General features: G+C 76.0%; 8 protein-coding genes and 2 pseudogenes. 7 read left to right on the top strand and 3 right to left on the bottom strand.

The genetic code is table 11. The features are described 5' to 3' along the window. The 6 genes and pseudogenes from BJF79_RS26140 to BJF79_RS26120 all read left to right on the top strand — a co-directional run. A partial coding sequence (locus tag BJF79_RS26140) for a CoA transferase (protein WP_187357059.1) occupies positions 1-791 on the top strand: 791 nt, incomplete at its 5' end. Positions 792-885: 94 nt separating this feature from the next. Then, a pseudogene (locus tag BJF79_RS61665) lies at positions 886-1,260 on the top strand (AMP-binding protein); the annotation flags it as partial. 265 nt (positions 1,261-1,525) lie between these two features. Continuing rightward, positions 1,526-2,068: pseudogene (locus BJF79_RS61660) on the top strand (AMP-binding protein); the annotation flags it as partial. A 601-nt stretch (positions 2,069-2,669) separates the two neighbouring features. Next, the gene (locus tag BJF79_RS26130) at positions 2,670-3,377 is read left to right on the top strand and encodes a class I SAM-dependent methyltransferase (protein WP_083733932.1); all 708 of its coding nucleotides are present in this window, start codon (positions 2,670-2,672) and stop codon (positions 3,375-3,377) included. Between the two features lie 107 nt (positions 3,378-3,484). Continuing rightward, positions 3,485-4,222, top strand: coding sequence for a hypothetical protein (locus BJF79_RS26125; protein WP_075901291.1), 738 nt, complete (start codon positions 3,485-3,487; stop codon positions 4,220-4,222). Positions 4,223-4,262: 40 nt separating this feature from the next. Then, entirely contained in the window at positions 4,263-5,630 is a 1,368-nt protein-coding gene (locus BJF79_RS26120) for a DUF2201 family putative metallopeptidase (RefSeq protein ID WP_075901289.1), read from the top strand. A 12-nt stretch (positions 5,631-5,642) separates the two neighbouring features. Here BJF79_RS26120 and BJF79_RS26115 read toward each other — a convergent pair whose 3' ends face one another. Both BJF79_RS26115 and BJF79_RS26110 read right to left on the bottom strand, forming a co-directional pair. Beyond that, the gene (locus BJF79_RS26115) at positions 5,643-6,113 is read right to left on the bottom strand and encodes a hypothetical protein (protein ID WP_075901287.1); all 471 of its coding nucleotides are present in this window, start codon (positions 6,111-6,113) and stop codon (positions 5,643-5,645) included. A gap of 8 nt (positions 6,114-6,121) precedes the next feature. Further along, the gene (locus tag BJF79_RS26110) at positions 6,122-6,319 is read right to left on the bottom strand and encodes a hypothetical protein (protein ID WP_075901285.1); all 198 of its coding nucleotides are present in this window, start codon (positions 6,317-6,319) and stop codon (positions 6,122-6,124) included. Positions 6,320-6,379: 60 nt separating this feature from the next. Between BJF79_RS26110 and BJF79_RS26105 the strand changes: the two genes are divergently transcribed. Then, on the top strand, positions 6,380-7,261 hold the full coding sequence (locus BJF79_RS26105; RefSeq protein ID WP_075901283.1) for a hypothetical protein: 882 nt from the start codon (positions 6,380-6,382) through the stop codon (positions 7,259-7,261). Here the strand turns inward: BJF79_RS26105 and BJF79_RS26100 are convergent. After that, positions 7,251-8,355 (bottom strand): SDR family oxidoreductase (locus tag BJF79_RS26100; protein ID WP_143220176.1); only part of this gene is annotated, 1,105 nt, incomplete at its 5' end. The genes BJF79_RS26105 and BJF79_RS26100 overlap by 11 nt on opposite strands.

Raw genomic sequence — 8,355 nt, 5'->3', positions numbered from 1 at the left:
GACGGCCCCCGGCCGCGGCCCCGCCCCGCCCCGGACGGCACCGGGCCCCTCGCCGGGAATCCGCGTCGTCGAGGTCGACGAACCGCGTGCAGGGCCCGCTCGCCGGGCACCTCCTCGGCCTGCTCGGCGCCGCCGTCGTCCGCCTCGAACCGCCCGGCGGCGACCCGCTGCGCGGCGTCCCGCCCATGTCCGGGGACGACTCCGTCCGGTTCCTCGCCCTCAACCGGGGCAAGACCGCCGTCGAAGCCGACCTGAAAACGGCGGCCGGACGCGAAACGGCCCTGCGGCTCGCCGCGTCCGCCGACGTCTTCCTGCAGAACTGGCCGCCGGGCCGCGCCGCCCGCTTCGGCCTCGCCGCCGCCGACTGCCCGCCCCTCGTGTACGCGCACGCCGGGGGCTGGGCCGACGTCCTCCCGGAACCGCAGCCGATGGGCACCGACTACCTCGTGCAGGCCCACTCGGGCGTCGCGGCCCTGCTGTCCGGCCCGACCCTCATGACGATCACCGACGTGCTCGGCGCGTTCATCGCCGCCGAGGGAACCGTCGCCGGGCTCCTCGCGCGCGCCCGCACCGGCACGGGCGTCCACGTCGAGACCGCACTGATCGATGCCGCCCGCCTCCTGCGCGCCGTTGTCCACACCCCTGTGGACAACGCGCCGCGCGCCCCGGTCGTGGCCGACCTCGCCGCCATGGCCACCGACCCCGCGTACGAGGCCCTGTTCGAGACCGACGGCAAGGCCGCCTACACCCGATCCCCATGGACCTTCGACGAGGCAAGGGAGTTCGCGTGACCCCGGCCGCCCCGCGTCCGGACGCCCGCCGAGCGGTACGGCCGGTGGACGTTCGGCGGGCTCCGCCGCCCGGCACCGCCCGGAACCGATCCCCGTGGACCTTCGACGACATCAGGGAGTTCGTGTGAACACCTCCGCATCCGTCCCCGTCTGGACGTCGGGGAACGGCATCGCCCTCGCCGACCTCGTGCCCGCGCGCCTGCGGGCCGAGTGGACCGCGCGGGGGGCTTGCCCCGGCCGCGACCTCTACACCCTCTTCGACGAACGGGCCCGCGACGCGCCCGACCGGGACGCGGTCGTCGACGACGCGGGCGCCCTGTCCTACGCCGAACTCGTCGCGCGCGTCCGGCGGGCCGCCGCCGCGCTGGCCGCCGCCGGGCACGGGCCCGCCGACATCGTCGGCGTGCTGCTGCCGAACGGGCGGGACGCCGTCGTCGCCGAACTGGCGGTCGCCGCGCTCGGCGCGGTCGCGCTGCCGATCCCGCACTCGCGCGGGCCGCGCGACGTCGCCCGGCTGCTCGACCGGTCCCGGCGCTCGCCGCGCTCGTCACCGTCCCCGGGATGGTCGACGCCGTCGACCTCCCGGCCCGCACGCGCGTGGTGGACGCCGTACCGCCGGACGCCCGGCGCGGCGCCGCTCCCCGGGGACGTCCGGTCGCTCGACGACGCGACGGCCGCGACCCCGGGCGTGGCGCCCCGCCCGTCCGGACGCCGAGGCGCCCGCCCGGCTGCTCGTGTCGTCGGGGTCGGAGTCGGAACCGAAGATGGTCGCCTACTCGCACAACGCGATGGCGGGCGGCCGCGCGAACTACGTGGCGGCGCTGGGGCGCGGGCCCGGGCCGATGCGCGCGCTGCTCCTGGTGTCGCTGGCCTCCTCGTACGGGTCGCTCGGCACGTCGGTGATCCTCGCGCGGCTCGGCGGCACGCTCGTCCTGCAGCCGCGTTTCGACGCCGCCGCCGCGCTGCGCGCCGTCGAACTGCACCGGCCCACGCACCTGTTCGGCGTCCCGACGATGCTGTGGCGGATGACCGAGTCCGGGTCCGCCGCGGACACGTCGTCGCTGCGCACCGTCGTCTCCAGCGCGGGGCCCGTGCACGGGCACGTCGTCGATGCGTGCGCGCGCCGGTTCGGGATGACGCCGGTCAACATCTACGGGTCGAGCGACGGCGTCAACTGCCACACCGGCCGCGTCCCGGGCCGGTGGGAGCCGGGGCTGGCGGGCGTCCCCGACCCGGACGTCGCGGAGATCAGCGTCCGCGACCCCGAGGGCCGGCCGCTGCCGCCCGGCGAACCGGGCGAGATCTGGGCGCGCGGCCCGATGACCCCGCTCTGCTACGTCGCGGCGCCCGACCTCGACGCCCGGCACCGCGCCCCCGGCGGCTGGGTGCGCAGCGGCGACCTCGGCCGCCTCGACCCGGACGGGACGCTCTGGGTGCTCGACCGGCTGAAACGCGTCGTCATCCGCGGCGGCGTGGGCCTCTCCCCGGCGGACGTGGAACGCGAGCTCAGCGCGCACCCCGCCGTGGCCGACGTGCAGTGCGTCCCGGTCCAGGACCGCGACCTCGGCGAACGCATGTGCGCCTGCGTCGCCCCGCGCCGCGCGCCCCGCCGCCGTCCCCGGCCGACATGCTCGACTACCTGCGCCGCCGCGGCCTCGACAAGCGGCGCCTCCCCGAACGCTTCCTCGTCCTGCCCGAACTGCCCCTCGGCCCGACCGGCAAGGTCTGCGCCGCCACCCTCGCGCGCCTCGCCGAGGCCGGCGGGGCGGGGGACGCCGGGGGGCCGCGGTGAGGGCGGCGGTCGGCGCGGGCGTCTTCTGGGAGCACGACGCGCACGTCCGGGAGCAGCATCGGCTGCTGAGCGCGGCGTACGACCCGATGACCGTCCGGAGCCTCGCCCGGACGGGCGTCGGGCCCGGGCGGCGGTGCCTGGAGGTCGGTGCCGGGAACGGGACGGTCGCCGCGTGGCTGGAGCGGCGCGTCGGGCCCGCGGGACGGGTCGTGGCGACCGACCTGCGGCCCGTCGCGGACGCGGCGGGGCCGCCGGTGGTGCGGCACGACATCGTGCGGGATCCGCTGCCCGAAGCCGAGTTTGACCTCGTGCACGCGCGGCTGGTGCTGCGGTTGCTGCCCGAACGCGACGCCGTGCTCGGACGGCTCGTCCGCGCCCTCAAGCCCGGCGGCGTCCTGCAACTGGACGAGTTCGACGCGTCGGCCGCGCCCGTGCTGCGCGCCCCGAGCCTCGCCGCGCGGGGGTTGTACGAGACGTTCACCGCGGCGAAGAACCGGTTGATGGCCCGTGCGGGCGTCGAGGTGGGGTGGGGACGGGACGTGGCGCGGGCGATGGGCGCGGCGGGACTCGCCGGCGTCGTGTCGCGGTCCCGCGTCGAGGTGTGGGACGCCCGGTCGCCGGGGCTCCGGCTCCTCGCGCACCACGGCCGGCACCTGCACGACGGGCTCGTCCGCGAGGGGATGACGGCCGGGCAGCTTGACGAGGTCCGCGCGCTGCTGGCCGATCCGCGCTTCCGCGCCCGCTCGTACACCATGTACTCCGTCCAGGGGCGACGCCCACGGGAGGTTCGATGACCGCGCGGCGGCGGGCGACGGGCTCGCGGCGAGGTGCACCGGGGTCGCGCGCCGCGATCAACGCGTGGAATCGGGCGGGCGTCGCCGCAGGTAGTTAAATACGACATATGACCCACCGAACCTCCCGTAAGAACGCCGCCGTCGCGGTGCTCTGGCTCCTCCTCGGTGTCGCGGGGGTGGTGGGGGCGGTCGCGATCGGGGTCACCGGGCTGCCGGACCGGCTCGCGGAGCGGAACGCGATCGAGTCCACGACCGGCTGCGGGGAGGCCCCGCGAGAGCCCGCGGACTGCCTGTGGGAGCAGGACTTCGTGATCTCCGGCATCCGGCTCTACGCGGGCCGGGGCTCGGAGATCACCGCGACGCTCACCGACCGCGCGGGCGGGAAGTGGGCGACCGAGTACAAGACGAACGAGCCGCTGCTGGACGATCTGCGCGACGGCGATCCGGTCCGGGGCACGATCTGGCGCGGCGAGGTCGTGCGGGTCGGCGCGCTGGGCGACGAGCAGGACACGAGCGCGGCCCCGGCGGGGTTCGCGGAGTCGTACGCGGCGGCGATGCTCGTCGTCGGACCGTCCGGCCTGCTCATGATCGTGGCGGGCGGGTGGCGGCTGCGGCGGCGCGCCGAGCCCGCGATGGGCAAGGGCCTGGCCGGGCTCCTCTGGTTCACCGGCGGCATGGCGGCGGCCACGTTCCCCATCGGCATCGTCGCGGCGACGATGGAGTGGCCGATCTGGCTCATCCCCACGGTGTGGGCGGCGGTCGCCGCGCCGGTCGGCGGCGTCACGGTCCTGGCTGTCCGGAAATCGGGCGACATTTCCGCCGCCCTCGGCGGCTCCGCCACCTAAATGCGTGGAGAAGGCGGGAGATCGGCGGGAAAGTGGCCTTGTGGCTTACGGGGAGACCGGACGGACGAGGGCGCCGCTGATCGAGCTGACCGATCGGCGCGCGCTGGAACGGTGGGCGCCCGCCGACCCGGAGATCGTGGCCGAGGCGCGGCGGCTGAAGGAACGCGCCCTGCTCGACCTCGGGATGACGCACAGCACGATCGCGTCCTGGCTGTTCAGCAAGTGCCACCACCAGATCCCGACGACGGCCGTCGACACGGCCGCCGTCGTCGCGTCGGGCGACGGGACGTGCCTGCTCCTCTACAACCCGGGCTTCTTCGTCGGCATCGGCGTCGAGGGCATCCGGTTCGTCCTGTTCCATGAGTCGCGGCACCTCGTCCAGCGGCACCTGTTCGCCGACCCGGACCTGCGCGCCGACCCGGTCTTCACCCTGGCCTGCGAGGTCACGGTCAACCACGTGGCGCTGGCCAGGCTCGGCGGCGAACTGCCCGAGCTGGACGGACGTCCGGTGGGGATCTCGCCCCGGCGCGTGTACGGGGCGTACCGGCGGGACCTCGGCGAGCGGGGGCTGCGCCCGCTCGCCTACGAGCAGTGGATCGACACCGACATGAGCGTCTACCGGGAGCTGCGGCGGATGCGGAACCCGCCGGGCGCCGGCACCGCCGCCTGCGTCCACGTGCTCGCGGACGTGCTCGACCAGGAGACCGTCGACCGGATCGGCGGCGACGTCCTGCGCAGCGTGCTGATCGCGGCCCGGCGCGGCGACCGGACGGCCCGCGCGGAACTCCTCGAACTGCTGCGCCGCACCGAAGGCGCCACCGAGGGCGTCGACCGGATCTGGGGCGACCTCGGCGCGCACGTGCTGCGCGGACGGACGTCGGCGACGCGGCGGGTCGAGTGGTGGCAGCGCTGGCTCGTGGACGTGCTCGGCTCGAAGCTCGCGGAAGGCGAGCGGCTCGTCTACCCGAAGAAGCGCGGCGCGCTGCTGGCCGCCCTCGGGCACGAGCCGATGCTCGCGCGGCGCGGCCCCCGGCGGCTGAAGACGCTGGTCATCGCGCTGGACACGTCCGGTTCGATGCCGGCCGGCGTGGTCGAGCGGCTGAGCACGCTCGTCGGCCGCATCGACGGGGTCGAGGCCGACTGGGTCGCGTTCGACGGCGGCGTGAAGCCGTTCGCACCGGGCGAGCCGCTGCGCGGCGGCGGCGGGACGAACTTCGCGGCCGTCCAGGCGTACGCGGAGCGACGGGACGAACCGGTGGACGCCGTCATCGTCGTCACCGACGGCTACGCCGACCCCGTCGCCCCGGCGGAGCCCGGCAAGTGGATCTGGCTGATCACGCCCGGCGGCGACGAATGGCCGGAACGCCGCGAACCGCCCATGGCCTGCCATCGGATCGATCCCGTCTGATCACGAAATTGGTTACCGTGACGCCCTATGAGCCAGAAAGGTAAGAGGACGCGTGCCCGCAACATCGCCCACTGCCGGGCCGGGCTGCTGCGGTTCGCGACCCCCGGCGAGGTCGACGTGCTCCTCGGGCACCTCCCCGACGGCCGGGCCGGGCACGCCGTGCGCAGCCACGGGATGCCGAACCGCGTCGTCCTCGAAGCGATGCTGCGGCGCGGCCGTCCGGGCGACCTCGACGCGCTCGTCACGCACGCCCTCACCGTCGGCGACCCGCCGTCCCTGCTCGGCCGGCTCCTCGACCTCGACAGCCCGGACGTCGCCGAGACGCTGCTCAGCGCCGACGTCGCGCTGACGCGGCTGCCGCGCAACCTGCGGCGGCAGATCGCGCACCAGACGTCCCGCCGCGACGGCGTCACGCCGCGCCCGCTGCCGATCGGGCTGCTGGAGAGCGCCCTGTCCGGGAAGGGCCCGGACGCCTTCGACCACGCCCTCCTCTACGCGGCCGACCCCGACCTGGCCGGTGCGGCGCTGCGGTTCATCGGCGCGGGCGCGACCCGCACGGCGCCGTCCGGGCCTGCCGCACCCTGCTGGACGCCCACCGCCACCACGAGATCCGCGAACTCGCCGAGCAGGGGCGGCTGCCCGCGTTCCGGTGGGGGCCGGGCCGGTCCGTCCCGAGCGTCCTCGCGCACGCGCAGGCCGCGCTGCGCACCGAGGAGGGGGCGCAGACGCTGCGGGACCTGTCCGAGCGGGTGCGCCGCCCCGAGTTCCTCCGGACGATCGCCGCGATCGGCGACGCGGACGGCTGCGAACCGTGGCGGCTGCCCGACCCGCTCGTCCGGACGGTCGTCGACCGCCGCCACCCGGGCATCCCGCGCGTGGGCTGGGCCGACGTGCTGGCGGACGAGCCGCGCCGGCGCGCCGCCGAGGGCCCGATCCCCCTCCACGCCGCCCGCTTCATCGCGAAACGCACCGACGCGCCCCTCGAACTCGTGCGGACGGTGGTCGCCGACCACCCGGACGCGGCCGTCTTCCTGTCCGACCCGGCGCCCGAAGTCCTCGCCGACCTGTGCGCGCTGGGCCCGGTGGCCGGCGCGGACACGATCGTCAAGGTCGTCGGGAACGGCCTGGCGGCGGGCACGCTCACGCCCGAATACGTCGTCGAGACCGTCCCGGAGGAGACGCTGCGCGTCGTGGCGGACTCCCTCTGGCTGCCCGCCATGCGGGGCACCGCCCGGATCCGGGCGCTCACCGGCGTCGCCGGGGACGTCCGGCTCCGGCCGCTGTTCGTCGCCGAGACCGGCCACGGCCGCACCCGCAACCTCCGCCGCCCCGGCGTCCCCGAACACTGGGACCCCGTGCCCGTCTACGGCAACGCCGCCGCGCGCCTGTTCGGCAAGGGCCCCGGCCTGTCCGTCGACCGCCTCCTGCACGAGGCCGACGCCGACGCGCTCCTCGCGCCGCCGCCCGGCACCGCCCCCGACCCGCGCGTCCTGCGCCGCCTCGCCGAGCACGTCGACGAGCACCTCGGCGGCCGTCCGGAGGCGTGGCTCGTCGCGTTCCGGCTGCTGGAGGACGGCTTCGTCGGCTCGCTCCCCGAACTGCTCGAAACCGCCGGGGCCGTCACCAGCTGACCACCCGGTAGTCCTTCAGCAGGACGCCGTGCGGCGGATCCCCGTCGCGCTCGCCCCGCACGATCGGGTCGTACACGCGGGCCGCCGCGTCCACGACGTCCAGCGGCGGACGGAACCCGGCGGCCGTCCGCCGCGCCCGGTCCGGCTCCGGCTGCTGGTCGGTGAACCAGCCCGGATCGACGCTCGTCACGTACACGCCGCGCTCCGCGAGTTCGGACGCCGTCGTCAGCGTCAACATGTTCAGCGCTGCCTTCGCCATGTTCGTGTGCGGATGCTCCGCGCCCCTGTAGTACCGGTCGAACTGCCCCTCCGCCGCCGACACGTTCACCACGTACCGGCGCGCGCGCGGGGACGCCTCCAGCAACGGACGCAGCCGCCCGAGCAGCACGAACGGCGCCGTCACGTTGATGAGCTGAACCTCGATGAGTTCGACCGGGTCGATCTCGTGGACCAGCCGCGTCCACGAGTTCACCGGCGCCGGGTCCGGGAGCAGCCCCGCGACGTCGACCGTCCCCGCGGCCGTCGCGACCGGCAGCCCGACCGGCCCGGCGGGCAGCGCCGCGCGTTCCTCGACGGCCAGCAGCTCCGCGTACGACTCCGGCGGGTGCCGCAGCGTCTGCGCCGCGAGGTTCACCAGGACGTCCAGCGGTTCGCCCGCCGCGACCAGTTCGTCGCACCAGCGGACGAGCGCCGGGACGTCCCGCAGGTCCATGCCGACGATCGTGAGCCGGTCCCACCACGCGTCCCGGCCGGGCACGGCGGCGAACCGGCGGCGCGCGTCCGCCGGGAACCGGGTCAGCGCCGTCACCGACGCGCCGTCCCGCAGCAGCTTCAGCACCAGCTCGAACCCGGCCTTCACCCGCCCGCCGGTGACGATCGCCCGCCGCCCGCCCAGGTCGGCGCGCGCGTCCCGGCGCTTGCGATGCTCGCCCGCGCACGGCGGGCACAACCGGTGGTAGAACCCGTCCAGCTCCCGGTAGTGCGCCTTGCAGACGTAGCAAACCTGCAACCCGCCCAGCCGCACCCCGCCCGGTGCGCGACGGACGCGCCGACCAGTTCCCCGCCTGCCCCACCGACCGGCGTGCCGACCGTCC

The organism is Actinomadura sp. CNU-125, assembly GCF_001942465.1.
GTDB lineage: Bacteria > Actinomycetota > Actinomycetes > Streptosporangiales > Streptosporangiaceae > Spirillospora.
The sequence above is the reverse complement of the archived record's forward strand: the minus strand, read 5'-3'. Positions and strand labels throughout refer to the sequence as shown.